Below are 25,255 nucleotides of genomic sequence, written 5' to 3' on the forward strand. Positions count from 1 at the left end.
TCGCAATAATCAGGGCGGTGCTAGTCACAATCGTTACTCTGCCACTCGCCCCGGCTCTTGGGAGAAACTATCCACATCGCGGGACGGTACGAGCGGTGTCGCGACGCCTGACCCGCCGGAAGACCACCCGCCCGCAAGGAGGACCCGTGCTCACCGTGTCGCTCGACGCCGACGCCCCGCCCGCCGAGGTCGAGGGCTGACCCGTGGGACTGGACACCATCCGGGCGGCCCTGCCCGCGTACGCCGAGGACATCGCCCGCAACCTCGACGCCACCATCGGCGACTCGACGCTGACCCGGGCGCAGACGTGGGGCACGGCCCTGGCCTCTGCGGTGGCCGCCCGTAATCCGCTGGTACTGCGTGAGATCGCCGCCGAGGCGCTCAACCACCTCGGCCCGGACGGCGTCGAGGCGGCCAAGGGCGCGGCGGCCGTCATGGCGATGACCAACATCTACTACCGGGCGACCCACCTCGTCGGCGACGCCGCGTACGCCTCGATGCCGGCCCGGCTCCGCATGCAGATCATCGCCCGTCCGGGCGTGGACAAGAGCGACTTCAAGCTGTGGTGCCTCGGCGTCTCGGCGATCAGCGGCTGCGAGGTCTGCCTCCAGACCCAGGAGAAGGCACTGCGTCGCCGTGGCGTCACCCGCGAACAGGTACAGGAGGCGCTGCGGATCTCCGCCGTCGTGCACGCGACGGCGGTCACGCTGGACGCCGAGGCAGCTCTGGCCTGACGCCCGGCCGCCGGGGCACGCCACCCCGTCGCCGTTTCCGGCACCCCGCCGCCGGGTAGCTCCTGCGGTGACCCAGGCACGCCAGGCCGAGACGATCGGCGACAGTCAGGAGTGAACGGCATGGACAGGATCGACCCGCACTCCGCCCACGCCGGGCCGGACCCGCTGCGCGGCGGCGACCAGGGCGCCATTGCCGGCGGCGCACCCGCCGGCGCCTTCGACCCCTGGCGCTACCGCGACGTCGCCGCCGTGGCCGACGCCGACCTGGTCGGTTACCAGGTCGAGGCCACCGACGGCGGAGTCGGCAAGATCGACAGCGCCAGCCACGAGGTCGGCGGCAGCTACCTGGTGGTGGACACCGGGCCGTGGATCTTCGGCAAGAAGGTGATGCTGCCCGCCGGCACTGTCAACCAGGTCGACCACGACCAGCGCACCGTCTCCGTCGACCGGAACCGCGACCAGATCAAGGCCGCCCCGGAGTACGACGAGACCAGCCACAGCGACCCGGCGTACCGCGACAAGCTGGGCGGCTACTACGACGAGACGTACGGTGCGCTCCCCCCGGGCACCGCCCGTTGACCGATCGGACTGCACGGCCGGTGGGGTACGAGCCCACCGGCCGTTACCGTGTGCGGGTGGACGCCATCGATGACGCACGACACCGCACACTGCCGGCGACCTTCAACTTCCGCGACGTCGGCGGCTACCTCGGCCACGACGGCCGCACCGTACGCCGTGGTCGCCTCTACCGCTCCGACTCCCTGCACCGGCTCGACGAGCAGGACCGCGACGCGTTCGCCGCGATCGGCATCCGCACCGTCATCGACCTGCGCCGCCCCACCGAGGTGGAGCGCGACGGTCGGGTGCCGGCCTACCAGGGGCTGACCTACCGGCACATCCACCCGGAGCACGAGGACTGGTCGCTGACCCCGCACGAGAAGGGCACCGACCTGGCGCGCTACCTCGCCGACCGCTACGCCGCCCTGGCCCAGACCGGCACCGTGGGCCTGGGCGAGGCTGTCGGGCTGATCGCCGACGCGGCGAACGCCCCGGTGGTGGTGCACTGCGTGGCCGGCAAGGACCGCACCGGCATCGTCTGCGCCCTGACACTCGCCGTCCTGGGTGTGGACGACGCGACGTCACCGCCGACTACGCGCTGAGCACCGAGGCGTCGGCCCGGTTCAGCGCCTGGCTGGCCGCCACCATGCCGGACGCCGCGGAGGTGCCGGCGCCGTTCCTGGCGTCGCCCGCCGAGGCCATGCAGATGTTCCTGGACGAGCTACGCGAGGGGCACGGCTCGATCGAGGCGTACCTGCGTCATGCCGGAGTGACCGACGAGCAGCTGGCGGCCCTGCGCGACCACCTACTGGACGAGGGCTAGGCAATGGCTGACCGGCCCGTCGTACGGGCCGGTCAGCCGACGGACGTCAGAGGACCTGACGCACCCAACCGTGCGGGTCGGCGGCCTTGCCGCGCTGGATGTCCACCAACTGCTGGCGCAGCGACATGGTGACCCGGCCGGGCTCGCCGCCACCGATCAGGAACTCCCCGTCGGGGAAGCGCACCCCGCCGATCGGGGTGATCACCGCGGCGGTGCCGCAGGCGAAGACCTCGCGGAGCCGCCCGCTGGCCGAGTCGGCCTGCCAGTCGGCGAACGAGACCGGTCGCTCCTCGACCCGGTGCCCGGCCTTGTCGGCCAGCGTCATGATCGCGTTCCGGGTGATGCCGGGCAGGATCGTGCCGGTCAGCGGCGGGGTGACCACCGTGTCGTCGTCGTAGACGAAGAAGACGTTCATGCCGCCCAGCTCGTCGACGAAGCGGCGCTCCACGGCGTCGAGGAAGACGACCTGGTCACAGCCCGCCTCGATGGCCTCCGCCTGGGCCGCCAGCGACGTGGCGTAGTTGCCGCCGCACTTGGCCGCGCCGGTGCCGCCGGGAGCGGCCCGCGTGTAGTCCGGCGAGACCCACACCGTGACCGGCTTGACCCCGCCGGTGAAGTACGACCCGGCCGGTGAGGCGATCACCATGTACAGGTATTCGTTGGCCGGGCGGACGCCGAGGAACACCTCGCTGGCGAACATGAACGGCCGCAGGTAGAGGCTGCCGTCCTCGTCGGTGGGAATCCACTCCCGGTCGATCTCGATGAGCTTGTGCAGCGAGTCGACGAACACCTCGGGCGGCAACTCCGGCATCGCCATCCGCCGCGCCGAGTCGACGAACCGCGCGGCGTTCGCGTCCGGCCGGAACATCGTCACGCCACCGTCGGCCGTCCGGTACGCCTTCAACCCCTCGAAGATCTCCTGCGCGTAGTGCAGCACCGCGCTGGCGGGGTCCATCGGGATCGGCCCCCGCGCCTCCACCCGCGCGTCGTACCAGCCCTTGCCCTCCGCGTAGCGAATCGTGACCATGTGGTCGGTGAAGACGCGGCCGAACCCGGGGTTGGCCAGCAGGGCGGCCCGGTCGGCGGCGGATACCGGCGTGGGATTCGGACGGATCTCGAAGTCGAGCTTGTCACCACCGCTCATCGCGCTGACCTCCCTGCGGGACAACGGCATGCGGGACCGCACACCGAATTGGCTGTGCCAGAAACTTACCCCGAACGGTCGTTCAGAAGGTAGCGCCGCTCGGGACCGGGTGGACTGCCCGGACAGGCGGATTCCGCCCCGGCCGGGAGCCGGCCCGGGGCGCTCAGGCTACGACGTGGGCGGCGAGCCGGTCGCCGACCTCGGCCGTACGCAACGTCGCACCCGGGGTACGGCCGGCAAGCTCGGCGGCGACCGCCGCGTCGACCCGGGCGGCCGCCTCGGCGTGCCCGAGCTGCTCCAGCAGCAGCGCCACGGAGAGCACCGCGGCCACCGGGTCCGCGACACCCTGCCCGGCGATGTCCGGCGCGGAGCCGTGCACCGGCTCGAACATCGAGGGGTACGCGCCCTCGGGGTTGATGCAGCCACTGGCGGCCAGACCGATACCGCCGGTGACGGCGGCGGCGATGTCGGTGAGGATGTCGCCGAAGAGGTTGTCGGTGACCACCACGTCGTAGCGCTGCGGCTGGGTCACCAGGAACATCGCGGCCGCGTCGACGTGCTGGTACTCCGTCGCGACGTCCGGGTGCTCGGCGGCGACCGCCGCGAATGCGCGCGACCACAGCGACCCGGCGTGGGTCAGCACGTTGGTCTTGTGCACCAGGGTGACCTTGCGCCGCTCCCGACGACCGGCCCGCGCGAACGCGTCGCGGATCACCCGCTCCACGCCGTGCCGCGTGTTCAGGCTCTCCTCGGTGGCGACCTCGGCGGGCGTGTCGCGGTGCAACGTCCCGCCAGCGCCCGCGTACAGCCCCTCGGTGCCCTCGCGGACCACCACCAGGTCGACCTCGCCGGGCTTCACGCTGCTCAGCGGACCGGCGACGCCGGGCCACAGCCGCGACGGACGCAGGTTGACGTACTGGTCGAAGGCGAACCGGAGCTTGAGCAGCAGACCCCGCTCCAGGACACCGGGCGGCACCGTGGGGTCACCCACCGCGCCGAGCAGGATCGCGTCGTGCCCGGCCAGCTCGGTCAGCACCGAGTCGGGCAGGACCTCTCCGGTACGGTGCCAGCGGGCGGCGCCGAGGTCGTACTCGGTGGCCTGCACACCGGGGAGCACCGCGTCGAGAACCTTGCGAGCCTGCGCGACCACCTCGGGCCCGATGCCGTCCCCGGCCACCACCGCGATCCGCGTCACGCCCACTCTCCCCACGCTCGGACTGCCCTGTCCGGCAACGGTACGTCGCCGTCCCGCCCCCCGGTACGATGCTTCCAAAATGCGGGACGGGCGGATGCGCAGCACCCTCTCAGCTGGGACTCATGTAGCGATCATGTCCGCTGCCTACGGTGGGGGTCAGCGGGCAGGAGGCCCGCGAACGGTGGTCGCGACGCCGCGACGTGAACCGCGAGGGGGCAGGCGCCATGCGCATCGACGAGCAGCCGCGGACCCGCTGGCCGGAGCTGTCGACGTTCCGGCACCGCAGGCCGGACCTCCGCCTCGGCAGCCGCCGAAACCGGATCGACCCGGCCGGCGCCACCCAGGGACGCATCGCCGTGCAGCACACCGTACGCACCGCCACCGCCGAGTACACGCTGCTGCTCAACGCCCCCGAGCAGCTCGGCCGTCGGGGCGTCGGCGAGGCGCTGCGGGACAGCGTCGCCGAACTGCGCGCCGTCGACCTGACCTACGGCCCGAACCGCCCGGAGAGCCTCGTCTCCAAGCTGCGTCGGGGCGAGATCAGCCCCGAGTCGTACCCCCCGCTGGCCGACCTGGTGGACCGCTGTGTGGCGATGCGCGCCGCCACCGACGGTTGGTTCGACGCCTGGGCGGTGCCCGGCGGCTTCGACCCGGGCGGCCTGCTGGGCGGCTGGGCCGTGGAGCGTGCCGCCGCCCGGCTGCGCGCCGCGGGCATCCACGACTACGCCGTGCTCGCCGGCGCCGACCTGGTGGTCCGCGGGCGTGCGCCGCACGGAGGGCCGTGGCGGGTCGCGATACACCACCCGACGGCACCGGACCGCGCGCCACTGGTGCTGGAGATGACCGCGGGAGCCGTCAGCACCTCCGGGGTGTCCGGACGGCAGGGACACGTGGTCGACCCGCACACCGGTGAGCCTGCCGACCACCTCGTCGCCGCGACCGTCGTCGGCCCGGACCTCACTGTCGCCGACGCGTACGCCACCGCTCTCTATGCCGCCGGCCCCACCGGCCTGGCCTGGTTCCGGGGTGGCTCCGAGTATCGCGCGATCTTCGCCCACCGCCGCTGAGCGCGCCCTAGCGTCCCGTGCTGGGGTCCGGCACGGTGACCCGCGCCGGGGTCCGGGCCCCGAAGACGGTGGCGATCAGGTCGCTCACCGTGTGCACCCCCACGTCGATCCCCTTGCCGGGTGGCAGTTGGTACATCACGGCGACCACGTAACGCTGGTCGTCACCGGCGAAGCCCACCGTGTTGGTCACCCAGTGCTCGCCGCCCGGATCCGGTTCGATCGACCAGCCGTCCTTCGTGCCGGGGTGCATGTCGCTGCCGGCCGCCCAGACACCCCAACGTTGGATCGAGCCGACCGAGCGCATCGCATTGACGAGATAGGCGCGGTCGGTCGGATCGAGTTTGTCCAGCACGTACGACATCAACCGCTGTAGATCATCTGCGGTGCACTTGAGGTGGCCCCAGAAGCGCGAGAACCCGGAGACGGTGCTCAGCCCGGTCATCCCATAGCGCTGCTGGAAGCGTTTGAGCTGTTGGTCGCGGCCGTAGCGATTCCACAGCGCGGTGGCGGCGTCGTCGGAGGAGAAGTTCAACATGTCGGCGATCTGTCGACGCGCGGTGGCGTCGAGCGTGATCTCGCCCGCGCGGGCCCGCTCCAACAGCCCGACAGTCATCGCGAGCTTGATGGTGGAGGCCGTCCAGATCGGGTGGTCGGTGGTTCCCGCCCGCCAGAGCTCGCCGGTACGCCGGTCCCGTACGAGGATTCCGAGAACCCCCGGTCGGCTCTTGAGAAGGGTTGCCGCCGCCGCGAAGCGTCGGCGTTGCGCCTCGTCGGCACCCGACGTGCCGGTTTGCCGGCCACCGGCCGGCCCCAACCCACTCGTCGACCGCGGCCCGGTGGTCCCCGTGGAGACCGACGAGCCCGGCGGGCCGCTCGGCTCAGTCGAACAGCCAGCCAGCACGAGTACCGCCACCAGGGCCGCGAGGAGCCTCGTCGGCCACACCGTTCGTCGAGGCGTCGCGGGTCGCCGCAGATCAGCAGCCCGCCGAGCGACCTGACGGGTCTCGTCGTCCGAGAACCGAGCGCTTGTCACGGCAGCCGATCATAGCGGGACGGCCGGACGCGTCGTCGCACCTGAGGCCCGCCGATTGCCTCGCGACCCGAATTGCGATCGGCCCCCACGGCCTCGGCAACGGCTGTGGGGGCCGGTCAGCGACGAGTGCGCGTGGCTCGCACAATCGAGGGGTGCGGACCGGTCGGGCCGGACGTCGGCCACGCCACCCGAAGACGGGCCGGCGCCACGGCCTGGCGGCCAGTAACCGCAGTCGTACGCTAGCGAATCGACGCAACTCGACGCAAGAGTCTCCACAGCGGACCCCTTCGGATGGAAAGCGACGGCTCGCCGATTGGCCTGCGGCGAGGCAGTTTCGACATGGTGAACGACGGATGGCACGCTGTCCGCCGTGAGTTTCGATCTGAGTGTGTGGGCCCTGGAGGACGGGGCGACGCCCGAGGACGTGCGGGCAGCGGTCGAGGGTTGCCGGCAGGGGCGGCACGTGGACCGATACCCGGACCCGCGCGTCGTCGGCTTCTACCGGGCGATCACCGCGTCCTATCCGGACCGTCACCCCGGCCCGGGCAGCCCCTGGGCTGTCGCGCCGCTGCACGCCGCCCACGATCACGTCGAGCTGAACCTGCACCCGACCTGCGCGGACCAGGTGCTGCTGGACATCGAGCGGCTGGCCGGGGAGCACGGGTTGATGCTCTTCGACCCCCAGGACGGCTCGGTCTACCCGCCCCCGGCCCGACTGCCGCACTGACCACTCCCCGGGCGGAACACCTCCCGGCGTACGACGAAGGGGTCCGGCGCTGTCGCCGGACCCCCCGTGGTGCTGCCGTGCGTGCCTGTCGCGCCGCCGGCCGACGGACTACTCGTCGCGCAGGTCCGCCGCGCTGGCAGCGGTCGCGCCGATCGAGTCGGCCGCCGAGGTCAGCAGGTCGGCGCCGAGCGCCTGGTCGACGGTGAGGGTCATCAGCGTCTCGCCGCCCGCCTCGCGCCGGGCCACCTGCATCGCGGCGATGTTGATACCCGACTCGCCCAGCAGGGTGCCGACGGTACCGACGACACCCGGCCGGTCGGCGTAGCGCAGGAACAGCAGGATGCCCTCGGCGGCGATCTCCACGTCGAAACCGTCCACTTCGGTCAGCCGCGGGACGTCACGGGTGCCGGTGTGGTTGACCGTCCCGGAGACGCTGACCGCCCGACCGTCCGGCAGAGCGCCGCGCACCGTGACCAGGGTGGGCTGCTCGGCGGTCTCGGCCTGGCTGTCCAGGGTGACCTCGACGCCACGCTCGGCGGCCAGGTGCGGTGCGTTGACGTAGGTGACCTGATCCTCGACGACCGAGCTGAACAGGCCCTTCGTCGCGGCCAGCTTGAGCACCGACACGTCGTGGCTGACGACCTCGCCGCGAACCTCGACGGTGACGCTGGCCGCGACCCCGCCGGCGACGGCGGTGAAGGCGCGACCCAGCTTCTCGACGAGCGGCAGCAGCGGGCGGACGTCCTCGGCGACCACGCCGCCGGCCTGGACGTTCACCGCGTCCGGAACGAACTCGCCCTGCAGCGCCAGCTTCACGCTCTTGGCCACCGCCAGACCGGCCTTGTCCTGCGCCTCGTGCGTCGAGGCGCCCAGGTGCGGGGTGGCCACCACGTTGTCGAAGGCGAACAGCGGCGAGGAGGTGCAGGGCTCCTTGGAGTACACGTCGACGCCGGCGCCGGCGACCCGCCCCTCGGCGATGGCGTCGGCGAGGGCCTGCTCGTCGACCAGGCCGCCGCGCGCGGCGTTCACGATGCGGACGCCGGGCTTGACGAGCGCCAACTCCTTCTCGCCGATCAGGCCGACCGTCTCCGGGGTCTTCGGCAGGTGGATCGAGATGAAGTCGCTCTCGCGCAGCAACTCCTCGAGCCCGACCAATCGTACGCCGAGCTGTGCGGCACGGGCCGGCTGGATGTACGGGTCGTACGCGATCAGCCGGGTGCCGAACGCCGCGATGCGCTGCGCGAAGAGCACCCCGATGCGACCCAGCCCGACCACACCGACGGTCTTGCCCTGCACCTCGACACCCGTGTACTTGGACCGCTTCCACTCGCCCGCCTTGAGCGCCGCGCTGGCGCTGGCGGTGTTGCGGGCCACGGCGAGCAGCAGTGCGACTGCCTGCTCAGCGGCGGAGACGATGTTCGAGGTGGGTGCGTTGACGACCATCACGCCCCGCGCGGTGGCTGCCGGCACCTCGACGTTGTCGAGTCCGACGCCCGCACGGGCGACCACCTTGAGTCGCGGCGCGGCGGCAACCGCCTCGGCATCGATCTGTGTCGCGCTGCGCACGATGACGGCGTCGGCCTCGGAGAGCGCCGAGAGCAGGGCCGGACGGTCGGTGCCGTCGACGTGACGGACGTCGAAGTCGTGAGCGAGCACCTCGATGGCGGCGGGGGCGAGTTCTTCGGCGATCAGTACGACAGGATTCATCGGTCCTCGTAGACGTCGTGTTTGCGATCGGCGCGGGTGGCGGGGCGCCGCACTGCACCCCGTGCTGATCCGTGCCGTGGCCGTCAGGTGCCGGCTCAGCGCACCTACCCGCGATCGTAGGGGCCGCGCTGGCCGGCGTGTTCCGGTCTTCGGGGTGAGTGCCCTCACATGCCCGGTCAAGTGACCGACATGAGCCGTTCACCACCCCGAAACGCACCCCACCCCCACCCGCCCTCGCCCCGCCCTCGTCGATCTTGCACATACTGTCGCGACGTAAAGGGCACCGCCCCACAAATCGCCATCCGAAAGTGCAAGATCGACGAGGGCGGGGGGCGCGGGCGCGGGGGGCGAGGGCGGGGCGGGGGGGCGACGGGTTGGCCCCGGGGGCGCTGGGGAGAGCGCGACCCGGGGCCGGGGATCCGTGGGTGTTGCGGTGCGGTCAGGCGGTTTCGGTGATCGGGCGGTCGACCCAGCTCATCATGCCGCGCAGCTTCTTACCGGTCTCCTCGATCGGGTGTGCCGCGCCCTCGGCCTGCCACTTGGCGAAGTTGGGGCGGCCCGCTTCGTCCTCGGCGACCCACTCGCGGGCGAACTCGCCGGACTGGATCTCACCGAGGATCTTGCGCATCTCCTCCTTGACCCGGGCGTCCACGATGCGCGGACCACGGGACAGGTCGCCGTACTCGGCGGTGTCGGAGATGCTGTACCGCATCTTGGCGATGCCGCCCTCGTACATGAGGTCGACGATCAGCTTCAGCTCGTGCAGGCACTCGAAGTAGGCCACCTCCGGGGCGTAGCCCGCCTCGGTGAGCACCTCGAAACCGGCCTGCACCAGGGCGGTCGCGCCGCCGGCGAGCACTGCCTGCTCACCGAAGAGGTCGGTCTCGGTCTCCTCGGTGAAGGTGGTCTTGATCGCGCCGGCCCGGGTGCCGCCGATCCCCTTGGCGTACGCCAGGGCGAGCGCGAACGCGTTGCCGCTGGCGTCCTGCTCGACGGCGACCAGGACGGGCACGCCCTTGCCGTCGACGTACTGGCGACGAACCAGGTGGCCGGGGCCCTTCGGCGCCACCATCGCCACGTCCACCTCCGCGGGGGGCTTGATGAGCCCGAAGCGGATGTTGAAACCGTGGCCGAAGAAGATCGCCTTGCCCGGGGCCAGGTTCGGGGCGATCGACTCGGTGTAGATCTTGCGCTGGGCGGTGTCCGGCGCAAGCACCATGATCACGTCCGCCTCGGCCGAGGCCTCTGCCGGCGTGAGCACCCGCAGGCCCTGCTCCTCGGCCTTGGGACGGCTCTTCGAGCCCTCCGGCAGACCGACCACCACGTCGACGCCGGAGTCGCGCAGCGACAGCGCGTGGGCGTGGCCCTGGCTGCCGTAACCGATCACCGCGACCTTTTTGGCCTGGATCAGGCCGAGGTCGGCATCGTCGTCGTAGTAAACCTCAACGCTCATGAGAACTTCCCTTTCGTACGACGGCCTGAGTGCCCGTCGTGGTCTGTGCGGATGGGTCAGGCGGCCCGCAGCGCGGGACCGGCGGTGATCGAACGCGAGCCGCGCCCGATGGCAACCAGTCCGGACTGGACCATTTCCTTGATGCCGAAGGGCTCGAGATCGCGCAGCAGCGCGTCGAGCTTGTCCGGCGTGCCGGTGGCCTCGATGGTGAGCGTGTCCGGTGCGACGTCCACCACCCGGGCGCGGAACAGGTTGACGGTCTCCAGCACCTGGGACCGTGCGGCACGGTCGGCGCGGACCTTCACCAGCAGCAGCTCCCGGGCAACCGAGACCTGCGGGTCAAGCTCAACGATCTTGAGCACGTTGACCAGCTTGTTGAGCTGCTTCGTGACCTGCTCCAGCGGGGACGACTCCGCGTTGACCAGGATGGTGATCCGGGAGACGTCCGGGTTCTCGGTCTCGCCGACGGCGAGGCTGTCGATGTTGAACCCGCGCCGGGAGAACAGGCCGGACACCCGGGCGAGCACGCCGGGCTTGTTCTCCACGAGCACGGACAGAGTGTGCATGGTCATGGTCAGATGTCATCCTCGTCGAAGACCGGGCGGACGCCGCGGGCGAACATGATCTCGTCGTTGCTGGTGCCGGCGGCGACCATCGGCCAGACCATGGCGTCCTTGCCGACCACGAAGTCGATCACGACAGGAACGTCGTTGATCTCCATGGCGGCGGCGATGGTCTTGTCCACGTCGTCGGCGGTCTCGCAGCGCAGTCCCACGCAGCCCAGCGCCTCGGCGAGCTTGACGAAGTCGGGAATGCGGTGCTTGTGGGTGCCCAGCTCGGTGTTGGAGTAGCGCTCGTTGTAGAACAGCGTCTGCCACTGCCGGACCATGCCGAGATTACCGTTGTTGATCAGAGCGATCTTGACCGGGATGCCCTCCAGCGCGCAGGTCGCCAACTCCTGGTTGGTCATCTGGAAGCAGCCGTCGCCGTCGACCGCCCACACCACAGTGTCCGGCTTGCCGACCTTCGCCCCCATGGCCGCCGGCACCGCGTAACCCATCGTGCCGAGACCGCCGGAGTTCAACCAGGTGTACGGCTTCTCGTAGGAGATGAACTGGGACGCCCACATCTGGTGCTGCCCCACCCCGGCCACGAAGATCGTGTCGGGGCCGACGATCTCTCCCAACCGCTTGATGACGTACTGCGGGGAGAGCGTGCCGTCGGACGGCTCGTCGTAGCCCAGCGGATAGCGGTTGCGCAGGTCGTCGAGCTGGGTCCACCAGTCGCCCAGGTCGGCCACACGGCCGCCCGCGCGCTCGACGGTCACCGCGGCGATCAGCTCGTCGATGACGTGCTTGGCGTCACCGACGATCGGGACGTCCGCGTGCCGGTTCTTGCCGATCTCGGCGGGGTCGATGTCGGCGTGCACCACCGTCGCGTCCGGGGCGAACGAGTCGAGCTTGCCGGTGACCCGGTCGTCGAAACGCGCGCCCAGGGCGACGATCAGGTCGGCCTTCTGGAGGCCGTACACGGCCGCGACGGTGCCGTGCATGCCCGGCATCCCCAGGTGCTGCGGGTGCGAGTCGGGGAACGCCCCGAGTGCCATCAGCGTGGTGATGACCGGGATGCCGGTCAGGTCGGCGAGTCGACGCAGCCCGTCGGTGGCACCGGCCTTGAGCACGCCGCCGCCCACGTAGAGGACCGGCCGGCGGGCACCGGCCAGCAGGCGGGCCGCCTCGCGGATCTGCTTGCCGTGCGGGTGCAGGGTCGGCCGGTAGCCGGGCAGGTCCAGCGTGGGGGGCCAGCTGAAGGTGGTCGACGCCTGGAGCACGTCCTTGGGGATGTCGACCAGCACCGGACCGGGCCGACCGGTGCTGGCCAGGTGGAACGCCTCGGCCAGCACCTGCGGGATCTCCTCGGGGGTCTGCACGAGGAAGTTGTGCTTGGTGATCGGCAGCGTGATGCCCTGGATGTCCGCCTCCTGGAAGGCGTCGGTGCCGATCGACGGGCGGGGCACCTGGCCGGTGATGGCCACCATCGCCACCGAGTCCATGTACGCGTCGGCGATCGGCGTCACCAGGTTGGTCGCGCCCGGGCCGGAGGTCGCGATGCAGACGCCGACCTTGCCGGTGGCCTGCGCGTACCCGGTCGCCGCGTGCCCGGCGCCCTGCTCGTGACGGACCAGGATGTGCCGGACGGTGGAGTCGTAGAGCGGGTCGTACGCCGGCAGGATCGCGCCGCCCGGGATGCCGAAGACGACGTCGACGTCGAGCGCCTCCAGGGACCGCACCAGCGAGCCGGCGCCGGAGACCTGGGCCGAAGCGGATGTCCGTACGGCCGGAACTGCCGGCGTGGCAGCAGCGGCGGCGGGGTCGGCGGTGGCCGGGTCGGCGGACGCGCGGGCCCGTCGGGCTGTGTGGGCGAGGGTCTCGGGCGTGGGTCTCGTCATGGTGGTTCTGGCCTTCGGCTGGAGTGGCTGGGGCTTGTTCAGCGATGCGACGTGGGCGTGAGCCCGTCGCGACAGGTTCCGACGGCAACAAAAACGGCCCTCGTGCAGATGCACGGGGCCAGCGCACTCTCGACGGAGGAGAGTGCGCTCAGATAAGTACTCGCAGCGACCGGTACGACGACATGCGGCTAAGCCTGACGCATCTCACGCGATGAGTCAACTGATCCCACATGTTGGTTAACCGAGGGCGGCGCGTCGGTCGACGCCGCGCCGCCACCAGGCGGCATGACCTGCCCGGACCCCCCGAAACCCCGGCGCTGGGCGGGCAACGGGCCGGGACGCGCACCGGGCGACGTGGCAGCCTCCAGCATCGCCTCCAGGTGCTCCGCGGGCACCCCCCAGCCGAACAGCGCGCCCTGCCCGAACCGGCACCCCGCAGCGACCACCGCGGCCAACTCGGTCGGCGTGGTGACCCCCTCGGCGATGACCTCCATGCCCAGCTGGTGCCCCAGCCGCATGACGATGTCGACCATGGGCGCGAACGCCGGGCCGTCCTGGCCCACCGGATGCACCGGCTCGTGCTCCGCCACCAGACTGTGGTCGATCTTCAGGATGTCGATGGGCAGCCGGCGCAGCTGACCCAGGGACGAGTACCCGGCGCCGAAGTCGTCGAGCGCGATCCGTACGCCGGTCAGCCGCAGCGCGGTCAGCCGTCGGATCAGCTCGTCCAGATCGGTGGCGACCGCGTGCTCGGTGACCTCCAGCACCAGCCGCTGCGGCGGCACGTGGTGGGCACGCAGGGCCTCGGCGACCTGGACCACGTACTCCCGGGCGTGCAGTTCCCGCGGCGAGACGTTCACCGAGACCCAGACGTCGTGCCCGTCGGCGAGCCACCGGGAGAGCTGGTAGCAGGCCTGGTGCAACACCCAGGCGCCGAGTGAGGCAATCATGCCGCACTCCTCGGCGAGCGGGATGAACTCGTCGGGTCGGACGTTGCCCAGCTCGGGATGGTGCCAGCGGAGCAGCGCCTCGGCGCCGACCGGCCGGACCGACGGCAGCGACGCCACCGGCTGGAAGGCCAGCCGCAGCTCGTCGCGTTCGATCGCGCCCCGCAGCTCGTGCTCCACGGTGGTGCGGCGACGCAGCAACTGGTCGTACGCGGCGTCGTAGCGCTCGATCCGGTTCTTGCCGCGCTGCTTGGCGTAGCGCAGCGCCAGGTCGGCGTGGCGCAGGAGCACTTCCACGTCCGGATCGGAGGACCATCCGGCCACCCCGATGCTCACGGACAGGAAGATCGGGCCCTCCGGCTGGTCGTACGGCCGGTTGAGCACCCCGAGCAGCCGCTCGGCCACCCGGTCCGCCTCGACGGGCTGGGCCGGCATGAGCACGGCGAACTCGTCGCCGCCGAGCCGGGCCGCCACGTCGCCCGGGCGCAGGTTGCCGCGCAGCCGGCGACCCACCTCGGCCAGCACGGCGTCACCCACGTCGTGGCCACGCATGTCGTTGACGTTCTTGAAGCCGTCCAGGTCCAGACCGAGCAGGACACATGGCGTGCCCGCCGCCGCGCCGGCGTGCAACGCCCGCAGCAGCCCGCGCCGGTTGGCCAACGAGGTCAACGGGTCGGTGTGTGCCAGCTCACGAAAGTGCGCCTCCCGCTCGGCCAGCCGGCCGGCGTAGTCCCGGACGTCCTTGAGGGTGAGGTACTGCCGGGCGACCAGGGCGAAGCCCTCCACGCTGCCGGCGAGGATGCCCGGCGCGGTGAAGCGGCCGTCCTGGAGCAGGTGGTACATCGCGGAGGCCGCCATCGCCAGCATCGGCGCGAGTGCGTACTCGCCGTCACGGCCGATGAGGTCCAGCGCGACCTCGCCCGGTTGGTCGACCCGGCGCACCGCGAGCGCGACGGTCAGCAGACCGGCGGACAGCACCGCCGCGCCGGTGAGCGCCATCGTCGGCCCGGCCTGGCAGAGCCCCGCGCTGAGGCCCAGCCCGCCGCAGCTCACCGCGGTGATGCCGGCCGCGAGCACACCCAGCCGGTGACGCGGGGCGGCGGCGCGGAACACGACGATCATGGCGAGGCCGGCACCGAGCGCGGCGCTCACCGTCGTCACCAGGATCGCCGGGCAGGCCATCGGGGTGGCGGCGCCGAGCAGCCGGGTCGGCTCGGAGAAGAGCACCCAGCCGACGAACCACAGCGCCGCCGCCACGGTGACGCCGTCCAGCGCCAGCCGGGCGGTCCCCGCGGCGGTCGCGGCGACCCCCGGCAGTCGGAGCAGCCCGGCCGCGAAGGCCAGGCCGGCCACCGCCATACCGATCGCCGCCGCCGTCGCCCAGCCGGTGCGCTGCCCCTGCTCGTGAGCCCAGTGGTCGCTCGCCGACAGCACGGCCGCGAGCCCGGCCAGCAGGCTGACCACCGACACACCCGCAGCGGCCACGAGCAGCATGTGCGCCGGTCGGCGCGGCCCGGTGCGCCGCCGGGCGACCACGGTCAGCAGCGCGGTGGCCGCGACCGCGACCAGCCCGCTCAGCGCCGCGACGGCGACCATGCCCGGGGGGAGATGCACGACACCAAGAGTGCCGGATGAGCGCACGTCGTGGGAGGCCGGATGTGCAACTGTTGGGACACGGCCTACCTCCCCAGGGGTTCGGGCGGTGGCGGTGTCATGCTGGTGTGCATGCCTGAGCTGCGATCGAGGACGTCCACACACGGTCGGACGATGGCCGGCGCCCGGGCCCTCTGGCGGGCCACCGGGATGACCGACGACGACTTCGGCAAGCCGATCGTCGCCATCGCCAACAGTTTCACCCAGTTCGTGCCGGGTCACGTACACCTGAAGGACATGGGTGGCCTGGTCGCCGACGCGGTGGCCGAGGCCGGCGGCGTCGGGCGGGAGTTCAACACGATCGCGGTCGACGACGGCATCGCGATGGGCCACGGCGGCATGCTCTACTCCCTGCCCAGCCGAGAGCTGATCGCCGACGCGGTGGAGTACATGGTCAACGCGCACTGCGCGGACGCCCTGGTCTGCATCTCGAACTGCGACAAGATCACCCCAGGGATGCTGCTGGCCGCGCTGCGCCTCAACATCCCGACCGTCTTCGTCTCCGGCGGTCCGATGGAGGCCGGCAAGACGGCGGCGATCGAGGGCATCGTCCACAGCAAGATCGACCTGATCGACGCGATGATCGCCTCGTCCAACGAGGCCGTCACCGACGACCAGCTCGGCGAGATCGAGCGCTCCGCCTGCCCGACCTGCGGCTCCTGCTCTGGCATGTTCACCGCCAACTCGATGAACTGCCTCACCGAGGCCATCGGGCTCGCGCTCCCCGGCAACGGTTCGACGCTGGCCACCCACGCCGCGCGCCGGTCGCTCTTCGTCGAGGCCGGCCGGACCGTCGTGGAGATCTCCAAGCGGTGGTACGACGGTGACGACGACTCCGTCCTGCCGCGTACGGTCGCCTCCAAGGCCGCCTTCGAGAACGCGGTCGCCCTCGACGTGGCCATGGGCGGCTCCACCAACACGGTGCTGCACCTGCTCGCCGCCGCCCGCGAGGCGGAGCTGGACTTCGGCGTCGCCGACATCGACGCCATCTCCCGGCGGGTGCCCTGCCTGGCGAAGGTGGCCCCGAACTCCCCGAAGTACCACATGGAGGACGTGCACCGCGCCGGTGGCATCCCCGCGATCCTCGGCGAGCTGGACCGCGCCGGGCAGCTCAACCGGGACGTCCACGCCGTGCACTCCCCCTCGCTGGCCCAGTGGCTGACCGACTGGGACGTGCGCGGCGGCTCGCCGATGCCGGAGGCGGTCGAGCTGTTCCACGCCGCACCGGGCGGGGTGCGTACCGTCGAGCCCTTCTCCACCACCAACCGCTGGTCGACGCTCGACACCGACGCCGCCGAGGGCTGCATCCGGGACGGCGAGCACGCGTACTCCGCCGACGGTGGCCTCGCCATCCTGCACGGCAACCTGGCCCCGGACGGCTGCGTCGTGAAGACCGCCGGGGTGCCGGACGACTGCCTGACGTTCCGCGGCCCGGCGAAGGTCTACGAGTCGCAGGACGACGCCGTCACCGCGATCCTCGCCAAGGAGGTCGTCGCCGGGGACGTCGTGGTGATCCGCTACGAGGGCCCCAAGGGCGGCCCCGGCATGCAGGAGATGCTCTACCCCACCTCGTTCCTCAAGGGTCGCGGGCTGGGCCGCTCCTGTGCGCTGCTCACCGACGGCCGCTTCTCCGGCGGCACGTCCGGGCTCTCCATCGGCCACGCCTCCCCCGAGGCCGCCTCCGGCGGGCTGATCGCGCTGGTCCGCGAGGGCGACGAGATCGTCATCGACATCCCGGGCCGGTCGATCAACCTGAACGTGCCGGAGGACGAGCTGGAGGCACGACGGGTCGCCGAGGAGAAGCGCGACAAGCCGTACACCCCGACCGACCGGCAGCGTCCGGTGTCGGCGGCACTGCGCGCGTACGCCTCGATGGCCACCTCGGCCAGCGACGGCGCCTACCGCCGCGTCCCTGAGTAAGCCCGCGCCCTTTGATCAACGCGACTTCGCCGATGTCGCGGCATCCGCTCGACGAGATGCCGCGACATCGGCGACCTCGTGTGGATCAAGGCCGCCGACAGTCCTCATAGGCACCACATGTCGCGCAGGTCGGGAACTTCGGCGAGGAGGCGTACGCCGTCTGCGTCATGGCGGTGCACAGCGCAGCCAGTGCGGGTGAAGCGCACGGTGACCGCCTGCCCCGCGTGCCGGGCGGCGAGTCGCAACAGGTCCGGCTCGGGGTCGGTGACAAAACCGGCCGCGCCGGCGCAGGGCACCGGTATAGGTGTCGCAGGGTCTGCCGGGGCGACCCCGGCTACAGCGTCGGTCAGGCTCTCGACGCACCAACTGAGGGCAATTGCCAGGCTCGGCTGGTGCGGCAGATCCTCGGGATGCAGGGGTGCGTCCCGCGGTTTCACCTCGACCGACCAGCGCAGGCCGTCGGCCCGCAGCGGATCGCCAGCGTTGTGCCGCAGGTCCCACACGGCCACCGCGAGGGCCAGGTCGAGGCCGAGAGTGAGTCGCAGCATCTCGGGCAGCGGCGGCGCTTCGGGGCGTGCCGCCACGACGATCAGCCGACCGGCAGGTGCGCCTCGCCCAGCTCGGCGCACGTACTCCCCGACCGGGTCGGCACCGGCCCAGGGAAGGGTCACGTACCCGTCGCGCAGGTCCCGGTCGATCTCGAACCCACCGTCGGCGTCGGCGAGGTCCTCGGGTCGCCCACCGAGAACGGCCGCCCAGGCGCCGAGCCGGTAGCGGTCGGGAAGCTGCACCACCGGCTTCCCCCCGGGCTGGGTGGCGACCAGCGGAGCAACCTCGGGTGTGCCGGCGTCCCAGGCCAGGTGCACCACGCGGTGCCGCAGGTCGGTGACGGTGACCAGCACCGTCCGATGAAGACGGTGGCTGCCGCCGCAGGTGAAGCAGGGAAGCGCCGAGGGCCGCAGGCCAGCGCCGCAGCAGTGCGGGCAGTCGGGCTCGGCAGTGCGCCCACCGAGCCGGCAGTCGCAGACGCGCAGCCGGCCGCCGGGGCGGCAGTCGGGGCAGGGCCGCCAGTCGACGGGTTCCCCCAGCCAGGACGGGGCCGGCGTCTCGTACCCACGGGTCAGCGGCACCCGCACGCGGCGGACCACCTGACCGGTGGGCTGCTCCGCGAGTATCTCCTCCGGCTCGCCGGGACGCAGGGTGCTGTGCCACCACCGGCCGTCCCGCCAGATGGCCTGCGCGCCAGGCAGGTCGTCGCCGCTGCTCGGGTCAACGCAGTCGGCGAGGACCCGGCGTTCGAGCTGGTCGACGTCGACGGCGGCGACGCCGGGCGGGCGCGGCGAGTCGGGTCGCAGCCTCCGGGCGGGCGCGGCCAGGCCACGTGCGGCAAGGCCGGTCAGCGCGCCGGCCACATCGGTGTGGCTCAAGGCCTCTTCCAGGCTGAGGTACCAGCCGGTCGTACCGGCCGGCACCGGGCTGCCAGGCACCTCGCACCGGATGTCCCAGCCGAAACCCCCACCCTGCCGGCGAGCCTCGACGACAAGGTCGATCAGCAGCAGGTCGGCCAGCGCGCAGAGCCGTGCCAGCCGAGCGACCGGGTCGACCGTGGGCGCGGCAACGGACCGGCCCAGCACCAACCGCCAGGGCGCATGATCCGCCCGCAGGATGGCCTCGGCCTCCAGCTCGTATCGACGCGCGGCCGGCAGCTCAGGTTGCCATTCCGGGGTCAGCCACAGCGCCGGCACGTCGGCCCCCGACACGACCGCGCCGACGTCGGCGGCGAGGTCGCGTACCCGATCGGCCAGGTCGACCACCCACCCGCCCGCCGGGTCGCGACGGAGGTCGAGGCCACCGGGCACGACCTGGTGGGACGCGACCGCGCCGGTGTCCAGGTTGGCGACGCTGACCACGAGCTGCGCCCGCCGCCGGCCGCGCCGCCCGCAGCGGTAACAGGGGTACGCGACGCTGCCCGCGCCGCGACACTGCTCGCAGTTCCGGTACGCCTCCTGGCGCGGCCCGAACCCGTCGCCGTCGACGAGGAACCGGTTGCCGTAGGCGGTGCACCGGCACGGTCGCAGCGTGAAGGTCATCCCGTCGCAGTCCGGGCACACGACGACGGGCGCGGCGCTCACCGCCATTGCCGCGCCGCGCAGTCACCATCGTGCTCGACCCGCCGCACGCAGCGCCGGCCACCGTGCAGCGGCAGGTCGCAGAACACCCGGTGGCGTATGCCCTGGTCGTCCTCGGCCGACACGGTGGTCTCCCCCGGGTCCACCTCGGACAGGAAGCTCAACGAGCGGGCCAGGGTGCCGGCGAAGTGCTGGGCGGCCGGCAGGTCGGCGGCGGTGAACGGCAGGTGCGCCACCCACCGGGGGCTCACCGGCGGCCCGCCAGACGACGGTGAAATGCGCGCACGAAGCAGCACCTTCCTCTTAACTATTCGACGTTCACCGGCGTGGGAATTGCGCGTCCATCGCCGTTGTCGGACCTATCTTGTATGGTCGGAAGCACCATCGCAATGAATGTTCACTCACACTGTTCCGCTATTTGTGCGCAACTTCCCGCTGTTGCATCACGGCTGTCGGGATGTTGCAAAACTCAACAGGAAGGAGAGCCGGGTGGCCGATGACATGGGCTCGACGGTGCCCCGCCGCCAGCTCGGCAGGGCGCTACGTGACCTGCGCACCGAGGCGGGGGCGACCCTCGACGCAGTCGCCGAGGCGCTCGAGTGCAGCCGGCAAAAGGTGTGGCGGATCGAGAGCGGGCTCGGCTCGGTGCGCGGCGTCGACGTCCGGGCGATGTGCGAGCTGTACGGGGCGACGGGCGAGCTGACCCGGGCGCTCACATCATTGGCCGGCGAGACGAAAGCGAAGGGGTGGTGGCACGCGTACGGCGATGCCGTCCCCGAATGGTTCGAGCTGTACGTCGGCCTCGAATCCGCCGCGTCGAGACTCCGGTTCTTCAAGAACACTCTCGTGCCCGGCATTTTGCAGAGCAGCGACTACGCCCGAGGCATCTACCGCATCGACCAGCCCGACATGAGCGAAGACGACCGGGAGCGCGCGGTCGAGCTTCGCCTGCAACGGCAATCCCTGCTGACCCGCCGCCTGCCCCGAGCACCGCAGGTGCAGGTGGTGCTCTGCGAATCGGTGCTCCTCCGGCCGGTGGGCGATGCGGACACCATGGCCAGGCAACTCCATCACCTACTGGCAATAACCCGGCTGCCGAACGTGTCGGTGCGGATCTTGCCGCTCGCTGCCGGCCCTCACTACGGCGCGGTGGGCGGCGAATTCGTTCTTCTGGACTTTCCGCTCGGCAACCGAAGCACTCCCGAGCCACCTTTGGTCTACAGCGAATCGTGGACGGGTTCGCTGTACCTCGACCGGCCCGCCGAATTCGCCGCCTACGAGAAGGTCTGGGCAGGGCTGCTCGACCGCAGCCTTGATGAGGGACAATCGTTCCAACTGATCAATAAGATCATCGGGGAGGTTCACCGTGGTTGACCTGACCGGCGCCCAGTGGCGCAAGAGCACCCGCAGCGGCGGCAACGGCGGCGAGTGTGTCGAAGTCGCCGACAACCTGCCCGGCGTCGTCGCCGTACGCGACAGCAAGGAACCGCACGGCCCGGCCCTCACCTTCGCTCCCGCCGCTTGGGCCACCTTCGTTCAGGCAACCGGCACCTTCCGCTGAGGCTTCGGTGGGTGTCGCGGGAGTCGCCCGGACACCCACCCACCTTCGAGGCTGCGCTCCATGCCAGGGTTCGCTGACGTGCGACAGTGACCATCGGCGACGCAAAGGTGACCATCCGCAAGGGTGATCAGGCACTCGACAAAGCCCGGATGAGCGTCGAGAAGGCCAGTGCCAAGCTCGCCGACGCGTCCGCACTGGCGCTCGCCACCCTGCACGAACGCATCGCGGCCGCCAAGAAACACGCTGCTGCCTACCTGACCGCCATCGGATGAGTGGAAGCCTCGGCGAGGTCGTCGCTCAACTGCGCAGTGCCATGACCCGTTGGATGACCGGCTCCCGGCCCGCCACTGCCGGGCGGTGCACCTCCACTACCCGAACAGGCCCCGCCGGCCCTCGGCGCGCCGCAGAGCGTGGGCCGTCCGTCAAACCAGCACCTCCCCCGGGCCATCCGTCCCTGGACGGTCACCATTCTCGGCCCCGAGGGCCAGCAATGCGGGTATCGGTCACAGGGTGACGACGGCATCCTCAGCGAGGGTGAGCAGACCGGCATCAAGCGTGATCGTCTTCAGCTTCGTACCCTTCGGAACGTCGAAGTAGACGTTCGCCGTAACCGAGTTCCCCGGATTGATCTCGTCAAGGAATCCCTGTCCGTCATCGTTGCCGTATATCCCGGCCTCCCCGTCGACCTCGTACTCACGGCCACTGCCGTCCTTGGCCGAAATACTGCCATCCGCATGGAACGGGTGCGCCTTCTTGGTGACGTTCTTGACGGTTACGCTGACCCGACAGAACGTACCCTGCGCCTTGGTGTTGAGGAACTCGTTGCCAACCTGGGAAATCCCGCATTTCACACTCTTGACGGTGAACTCGAAGTCGCCGCCACGCACCTTTTCTCCAATACCCGGCCCTTTCGGCTCCGAGGGCTTCGGAGCCGCAGTCGTGGTAGCCGGCTTGGGTACCGCAGCCGTCGACGGTGCCGCCACACTTTCGGGCGCAGCCGGCGCACTCGCGACGATGGCACCGCCCGCTCCAGCGGACGCGTCCGTGCTGATGGCTGCGGTATCCGTCTTTTTGTCGTCGGCGGTAAGGCTCAGCGCAAAGGCACCGCCACAGCACAGCAACACGAAGGCGCCGACACCGATGAAGGTTGGCAGCAGCCACGAGGCCCGCCTCTTTGGCACAGGCGGCGGCTGAAATTGGCCGGCCGACGGCGGCGTGAACTGGCCGTCAGGCACCTGCGGAAACATGCCTGGTGCAACCGGCAGCGGTCCGCTCGCCGGCTGGTGCTGGGTGGGTTCGTTTGGGGTGGTCATCGAATAATGTCTCCCAAGTCGTTGTGAGCGCGTTCACCCACGGCGAAGAAGTGCTTCGCACGCTGCCACAAAAGGCCGCGCCGAGAAGTCCTCCGCCCGGGCGGACCCGGTCAACAAGGCAGCCCGGAAAACACCTAGTCCGACGAGTCGAACATCACACGTTCAGACAATCCGTACCCATCCAAGAAACCCACACCAGCGCGCCCTGTCAGATATGCGTCACCCGACACCTCTATCCCCGCGATCTTGCACTTTCAGTGCCGACACAAGGGGTATTTCACCCATGTCGACGACAGAAACCGCAAGATCGGCGGGAACGTGAGGCTGGGGTTCAGGTCAGGCAAGGTCGTTGACGGCGCGAAACACCGGGCGGGCGGTCAGGGACGCCGGATCCAGCGGAGCTGCGGACCGTACGGTGAACGTCGTCGACTCGCCCGGCAGCAATGTGACCAGCGCCGCGTCCACTGTGGCCGACGCATCCAGCCGATCCGGAAAGAGGGTCGGGTCGCGCAGCACCGTTCGGGCCGTCACCCGGACCCGCTGACCGCCGTCGACCGGCTCGACCGTCGCGTCCCACGCCGCCGCCGGCCAGTCGACGTCCCGGTCCTCGGCGAAGAACCACAGCGCACGCTCCGCCGTGCCGCCGGCCTCGGCGACCAGCAGCTCACGGCGGCTCTCGTCCGGCCGTGCCAGCTCCGCCGGCAGCGCCAGCGTCACCGAGGAGTACGCCGGGACGTCGAGGTCCACCGAGGTCTTCGCCCTCGGCTCCCCGGTGAGCGTGACCCGGGTGACCGTGGCCGGCGCGCGCCACGGCTCGCCGGTCTCGTTCACCGCGACAAGAGCCAGCCCACCGTCGCGGGGCTGCACGGTCAGCAGCCGGTCGGCGTACGCGTGGCGTAGCGCGTACCACAGGGGTTTGCGGCGGCCGTCGCCGTCAACGGCCGACCAGGAGGTGACCGGCCAGCAGTCGTTGAGCTGCCAGACGATCGTGCCGGCGCAGACGTCGCGGTGGGAGCGGAAGTGCTCCACCCCGAGCTGGATGGCCCGCGCCTGGTTGAGTTGTGTCAGGTAGTGCCAGTCGTCGAAGTCGGCGGGGGCGGGCAAATGGGCGTCCAGGCCCCGCTGGAGCTTGGCGTCACCGCCGACGGCCTTCTGGTGGTGGGCCATGCCCGGCGAGTCGGGCGCGAGCGGTTCGTCGCTGAGCGCCCGCCGCAGCGTCGCGTACGTGGGCGGACCCTGGTAGCCGAACTCGGCCACGAAGCGCGGCACGTACTCCCGGTATTTCGTGTAGTCGTCGGTGTTCCACACGTCCCAGATGTGGGTGGTGCCGTGCGCCGGGTCGTTGGGGTGGATCGTCTCGGTGCCCGACCAGGGGCTGCCCGGCCAGTACGGGCGGGTCGGGTCCAACTCGCCGACGATGCGGGGCAGGACGTCGAGGTAGTAGCCGCGCCCCCAGGTGCGGCCGTCGAGGGCTTCCCGCCAGTCCCAGTCGTGCCAGCCCCAGATGTTCTCGTTGTTGCCGGTCCAGAGCACCAGCGACGGGTGCGGCGTCAGGCGGGTGACCTGCTCGGTGGCCTCGGCGGCGACCTCGGTGCCGAACGGCTCCTCCTCGGGGTACGCCGCGCAGGCGAAGAGGAAGTCCTGTTGGACGAGCAGGCCGCGTTCGTCGGCGAGGTCGTAGAAGTCCTCCGACTCGTACCGGCCGCCACCCCAGACGCGCAGCAGGTTGACGTTGGCGTCGGCGGCCTGGTCGAACCGCTCGGCGAGCCGCTCGCGGGTGATCCGGGTGGGGAACGCGTCGTCGGGGATCCAGTTGACGCCCCGGACGAAGACCGGCACGTCGTTGATTGAGAGCGCGAACGGCGTGCCGTGCTCGTCGGGGGTGGTGTCCAGCCGGACGGAACGGAAGCCGATCCGTCGGGACCAGGCGTCCAGTGTGTCGCCGTCCGGCGCGTGCAGGGTCACCTCCAGCAGGTGGCGGGCCTGCTCGCCGTACCCCTTGGGCCACCAGAGCGTGGGCTCGCGGACGGCGAGGGTCAGCACGGCCGTGCGCTGCCCGGCCGGAACGACCACCTCGGCCTGGGTGTCGGCGACGGCGGCGCGGACGGTCAGCGGGACGTCCACGGCGCGCTCGACCTCGACGTGCAGCTCGACCCGGCCGTCCCGGCCGGCGACAGTGACCAGCGGGCGGACGGTGGCCAGTCGGGCGGTCGACCACGCATGCAGGCCGATGTCCTGCCAGATGCCGGCGGTGACCAGCGTCGGCCCCCAGTCCCAGCCGAAGTTGCAGGCCATCTTGCGGACGAACTGGAAGGGCTCCGGGTACGCGTTGGGTCGGTCGCCGAGTCGGTCCCGTTGCGCCTCGGCGTAGCGGTACACGGAGTCGAACGCCACTGTCAGCTCGTTGTCGCCGTCGCGCAGCAGTGAACGGACGTCGAACCGGTGCCCACGGTGCATGTTCTCGGTGCGGCCGACCTCGACGCCGTTGACGCTGACGGTGGCGACGGTGTCCAGGCCGGCGCAGACCAGGTCGATGCGGTCGTGATCGCCGGCGGGCGGTCGGAAGGTCGTCCGGTACGTCCAGTCGGCGCGCCCGATCCAGGTCAGGGACAGTTCGTTGTCGTCGAGGTACGGGTCGGGGATCAGCCCGGCGTCGAGCAGGTCGGTGTGGACACACCCGGGCACGGTCGCCGGCACGGTCCGGTCGGCGATCTCCGCGGGCACGTCCGCCCCGGATGTCGCCCGCAGCGTCCAGCCGTCGTGCAGGGACTGTCGGCTCACGATTCACCGCACCTTCGTGATCGAGACGTTAGCTGAACCGGATAAGCTCAGCCACCGTACG

At 71.1% G+C, this 25,255-nt stretch carries 20 protein-coding genes and 1 pseudogene; 9 read left to right on the forward strand and 12 right to left on the reverse strand.

Annotated elements, in window-relative coordinates:
- Positions 1-203 precede the first annotated feature (203 nt).
- The 3 genes and pseudogenes from ACGFH9_RS16310 to ACGFH9_RS16320 all read left to right on the forward strand — a co-directional run bounded on the left by ACGFH9_RS16310 (position 204) and on the right by ACGFH9_RS16320 (position 2,115).
- Positions 204-734 carry a carboxymuconolactone decarboxylase family protein gene (locus tag ACGFH9_RS16310; RefSeq protein ID WP_393219589.1) on the forward strand — a complete coding sequence of 177 codons (531 nt, stop codon included), beginning with the start codon at positions 204-206 and terminating at the stop codon, positions 732-734.
- A gap of 120 nt (positions 735-854) precedes the next feature.
- Positions 855-1,313: a PRC-barrel domain containing protein gene (locus ACGFH9_RS16315; RefSeq protein ID WP_393219591.1), complete on the forward strand. Its 459-nt coding sequence runs from the start codon at positions 855-857 to the stop codon at positions 1,311-1,313.
- A gap of 56 nt (positions 1,314-1,369) precedes the next feature.
- Positions 1,370-2,115 (forward strand): annotated as a pseudogene (locus ACGFH9_RS16320) (tyrosine-protein phosphatase).
- A gap of 46 nt (positions 2,116-2,161) precedes the next feature.
- Here ACGFH9_RS16320 and ACGFH9_RS16325 read toward each other — a convergent pair.
- Both ACGFH9_RS16325 and ACGFH9_RS16330 read right to left on the reverse strand, forming a co-directional pair.
- Positions 2,162-3,259 (reverse strand): branched-chain amino acid aminotransferase, encoded by a 1,098-nt coding sequence (locus ACGFH9_RS16325; RefSeq protein WP_393219594.1) that lies wholly within the window; start codon positions 3,257-3,259, stop codon positions 2,162-2,164.
- A gap of 163 nt (positions 3,260-3,422) precedes the next feature.
- Complete coding sequence (locus ACGFH9_RS16330; protein ID WP_393219597.1) at positions 3,423-4,454, reverse strand: 3-isopropylmalate dehydrogenase; 1,032 nt, start codon at positions 4,452-4,454, stop codon at positions 3,423-3,425.
- A 224-nt stretch (positions 4,455-4,678) separates the two neighbouring features.
- On the opposite strand from ACGFH9_RS16330, the gene ACGFH9_RS16335 reads away from it, so the two are divergent.
- Entirely contained in the window at positions 4,679-5,521 is an 843-nt protein-coding gene (locus ACGFH9_RS16335; protein ID WP_393219600.1) for an FAD:protein FMN transferase, read from the forward strand.
- A 7-nt stretch (positions 5,522-5,528) separates the two neighbouring features.
- Here the strand turns inward: ACGFH9_RS16335 and ACGFH9_RS16340 are convergent, their stop codons facing one another.
- Positions 5,529-6,554, reverse strand: coding sequence for a hypothetical protein (locus ACGFH9_RS16340; RefSeq protein ID WP_393219602.1), 1,026 nt, complete (start codon positions 6,552-6,554; stop codon positions 5,529-5,531).
- A 370-nt stretch (positions 6,555-6,924) separates the two neighbouring features.
- Here ACGFH9_RS16340 and ACGFH9_RS16345 point away from each other — a divergent pair, with 370 nt between their 5' ends.
- Complete coding sequence (locus ACGFH9_RS16345; RefSeq protein WP_393219605.1) at positions 6,925-7,281, forward strand: hypothetical protein; 357 nt, start codon at positions 6,925-6,927, stop codon at positions 7,279-7,281.
- Between the two features lie 108 nt (positions 7,282-7,389).
- Here ACGFH9_RS16345 and serA read toward each other — a convergent pair whose 3' ends face one another.
- The 5 genes from serA to ACGFH9_RS16370 all read right to left on the reverse strand — a co-directional run bounded on the left by serA (position 7,390) and on the right by ACGFH9_RS16370 (position 15,433).
- Positions 7,390-8,988 carry a phosphoglycerate dehydrogenase gene (serA, locus tag ACGFH9_RS16350; protein WP_355232957.1) on the reverse strand — a complete coding sequence of 533 codons (1,599 nt, stop codon included), beginning with the start codon at positions 8,986-8,988 and terminating at the stop codon, positions 7,390-7,392.
- 439 nt (positions 8,989-9,427) lie between these two features.
- Entirely contained in the window at positions 9,428-10,441 is a 1,014-nt protein-coding gene (ilvC, locus tag ACGFH9_RS16355) for a ketol-acid reductoisomerase (protein WP_355232956.1), read from the reverse strand.
- A 56-nt stretch (positions 10,442-10,497) separates the two neighbouring features.
- Positions 10,498-11,013, reverse strand: coding sequence for an acetolactate synthase small subunit (ilvN, locus tag ACGFH9_RS16360; protein ID WP_393219608.1), 516 nt, complete (start codon positions 11,011-11,013; stop codon positions 10,498-10,500).
- Positions 11,014-11,015: 2 nt separating this feature from the next.
- Positions 11,016-12,890, reverse strand: a complete 1,875-nt coding sequence (locus ACGFH9_RS16365; RefSeq protein ID WP_393219609.1) for an acetolactate synthase large subunit — start codon at positions 12,888-12,890, stop codon at positions 11,016-11,018.
- 188 nt (positions 12,891-13,078) lie between these two features.
- Positions 13,079-15,433 (reverse strand): putative bifunctional diguanylate cyclase/phosphodiesterase, encoded by a 2,355-nt coding sequence (locus tag ACGFH9_RS16370; RefSeq protein WP_393219720.1) that lies wholly within the window; start codon positions 15,431-15,433, stop codon positions 13,079-13,081.
- Positions 15,434-15,562: 129 nt separating this feature from the next.
- Here ACGFH9_RS16370 and ilvD point away from each other — a divergent pair, with 129 nt between their 5' ends.
- Positions 15,563-17,410 (forward strand): dihydroxy-acid dehydratase, encoded by a 1,848-nt coding sequence (ilvD, locus tag ACGFH9_RS16375; RefSeq protein WP_393219612.1) that lies wholly within the window; start codon positions 15,563-15,565, stop codon positions 17,408-17,410.
- Between the two features lie 104 nt (positions 17,411-17,514).
- Here ilvD and ACGFH9_RS16380 read toward each other — a convergent pair whose 3' ends face one another.
- Complete coding sequence (locus ACGFH9_RS16380; RefSeq protein WP_393219614.1) at positions 17,515-19,542, reverse strand: hypothetical protein; 2,028 nt, start codon at positions 19,540-19,542, stop codon at positions 17,515-17,517.
- Complete coding sequence (locus ACGFH9_RS16385; protein WP_393219617.1) at positions 19,539-19,790, reverse strand: hypothetical protein; 252 nt, start codon at positions 19,788-19,790, stop codon at positions 19,539-19,541. Before ACGFH9_RS16385 ends, ACGFH9_RS16380 begins: the two co-directional genes overlap by 4 nt.
- 238 nt (positions 19,791-20,028) lie before the next feature.
- Between ACGFH9_RS16385 and ACGFH9_RS16390 the strand changes: the two genes are divergently transcribed.
- The 3 genes from ACGFH9_RS16390 (at position 20,029) to ACGFH9_RS16400 (ending at position 21,372) form a co-directional block, all read left to right on the forward strand.
- Positions 20,029-20,913 carry a helix-turn-helix domain-containing protein gene (locus ACGFH9_RS16390; protein WP_393219619.1) on the forward strand — a complete coding sequence of 295 codons (885 nt, stop codon included), beginning with the start codon at positions 20,029-20,031 and terminating at the stop codon, positions 20,911-20,913.
- A complete protein-coding gene (locus ACGFH9_RS16395; protein ID WP_393219622.1) occupies positions 20,906-21,100 on the forward strand; it encodes a DUF397 domain-containing protein in 195 nt (64 codons plus the stop codon). Before ACGFH9_RS16390 ends, ACGFH9_RS16395 begins: the two co-directional genes overlap by 8 nt.
- Before the next feature lie 86 nt (positions 21,101-21,186).
- Positions 21,187-21,372, forward strand: a complete 186-nt coding sequence (locus tag ACGFH9_RS16400) for a hypothetical protein (protein WP_393219625.1) — start codon at positions 21,187-21,189, stop codon at positions 21,370-21,372.
- A 231-nt stretch (positions 21,373-21,603) separates the two neighbouring features.
- Here ACGFH9_RS16400 and ACGFH9_RS16405 read toward each other — a convergent pair whose 3' ends face one another.
- Together ACGFH9_RS16405 and ACGFH9_RS16410 are read right to left on the reverse strand one after the other, a co-directional pair.
- Positions 21,604-22,413 (reverse strand): DUF4352 domain-containing protein, encoded by an 810-nt coding sequence (locus ACGFH9_RS16405; RefSeq protein ID WP_393219628.1) that lies wholly within the window; start codon positions 22,411-22,413, stop codon positions 21,604-21,606.
- Positions 22,414-22,749: 336 nt separating this feature from the next.
- Positions 22,750-25,194, reverse strand: coding sequence for a glycoside hydrolase family 2 protein (locus ACGFH9_RS16410; RefSeq protein WP_393219630.1), 2,445 nt, complete (start codon positions 25,192-25,194; stop codon positions 22,750-22,752).
- Positions 25,195-25,255: the final 61 nt, after the last annotated feature.

Origin of the sequence: Micromonospora sp. NPDC049102 (assembly GCF_043197485.1) — a bacterium.
Lineage (GTDB): Bacteria > Actinomycetota > Actinomycetes > Mycobacteriales > Micromonosporaceae > Micromonospora.

Coding starts and splice junctions, on each gene's coding strand:
- ACGFH9_RS16315 (WP_393219591.1), top strand. CDS start 855: ATGGACAGGATCGACCCGCACTCCGCCCACGCCGGGCCGGACCCGCTG.
- ACGFH9_RS16325 (WP_393219594.1), bottom strand. CDS start 3,259: ATGAGCGGTGGTGACAAGCTCGACTTCGAGATCCGTCCGAATCCCACG.
- ACGFH9_RS16335 (WP_393219600.1), top strand. CDS start 4,679: ATGCGCATCGACGAGCAGCCGCGGACCCGCTGGCCGGAGCTGTCGACG.
- serA (WP_355232957.1), bottom strand. CDS start 8,988: ATGAATCCTGTCGTACTGATCGCCGAAGAACTCGCCCCCGCCGCCATC.
- ilvC (WP_355232956.1), bottom strand. CDS start 10,441: ATGAGCGTTGAGGTTTACTACGACGACGATGCCGACCTCGGCCTGATC.
- ilvN (WP_393219608.1), bottom strand. CDS start 11,013: ATGACCATGCACACTCTGTCCGTGCTCGTGGAGAACAAGCCCGGCGTG.
- ACGFH9_RS16365 (WP_393219609.1), bottom strand. CDS start 12,890: ATGACGAGACCCACGCCCGAGACCCTCGCCCACACAGCCCGACGGGCC.
- ACGFH9_RS16370 (WP_393219720.1), bottom strand. CDS start 15,433: ATGGTCGCCGTCGCGGCGCTGAGCGGGCTGGTCGCGGTCGCGGCCACC.
- ilvD (WP_393219612.1), top strand. CDS start 15,563: ATGCCTGAGCTGCGATCGAGGACGTCCACACACGGTCGGACGATGGCC.
- ACGFH9_RS16405 (WP_393219628.1), bottom strand. CDS start 22,413: ATGACCACCCCAAACGAACCCACCCAGCACCAGCCGGCGAGCGGACCG.